This window comes from Enterobacter sp. RIT637 (assembly GCF_019718755.1).
GTDB lineage: Bacteria > Pseudomonadota > Gammaproteobacteria > Enterobacterales > Enterobacteriaceae > Enterobacter.
Genome location: NZ_JAIHAZ010000188.1, coordinates 1 through 522, shown reverse-complemented (window position 1 = coordinate 522; position 522 = coordinate 1). Strand labels below are relative to the sequence as shown.

Below are 522 nucleotides of genomic sequence, written 5' to 3'. Positions count from 1 at the left end.
GCAGGTACTTCAGCATGTATTCGTGACCTTTACCGGACGAACCGAGCAGGTTCGAACGCCAGATAAACAGGTTACGTGGGTGGTTTTTGCCGTTTTCAGGCTGTTCCGCCGCAAAGCGAAGCGAGCCGTCTTTCAGGGATTTCACGGTGTAATCGACCGGTGACATGCCGGCTTTTTTCGCTTCTTCTGCGATGCGCAGCGGGTTAGTGCCCAGCTGTGGCGCAGAGGGCAGCCAGCCCATGCGTTCTGCACGCACGTTAAAGTCGATGAGATGTCCGGTATAGCGGGATTTATCCGCCATTGGCGACAGCAGCTCCTGCGCGGTCACGGTTTCGTAACGCCACTGGCTGGAGTGGTTGTAGAAATAGGAAGTGCTGTTCATGTGACGCGCCGGACGCTGCCAGTCGAGGCCAAACGCCAGCGGCTGCCAGCCGGTCTACGGACGCAGTTTTTCCTGGCCCACGTAGTGTGCCCAACCGCCGCCGCTCTGACCGATACAGCCGCAGAACACCAGCATATTGA

General features: G+C 58.0%; 1 pseudogene. It reads right to left on the bottom strand.

Annotated features, from left to right (window positions below):
* Positions 1–522 (bottom strand): annotated as a pseudogene (narZ, locus tag K5E19_RS23925) (nitrate reductase subunit alpha); the annotation flags it as partial.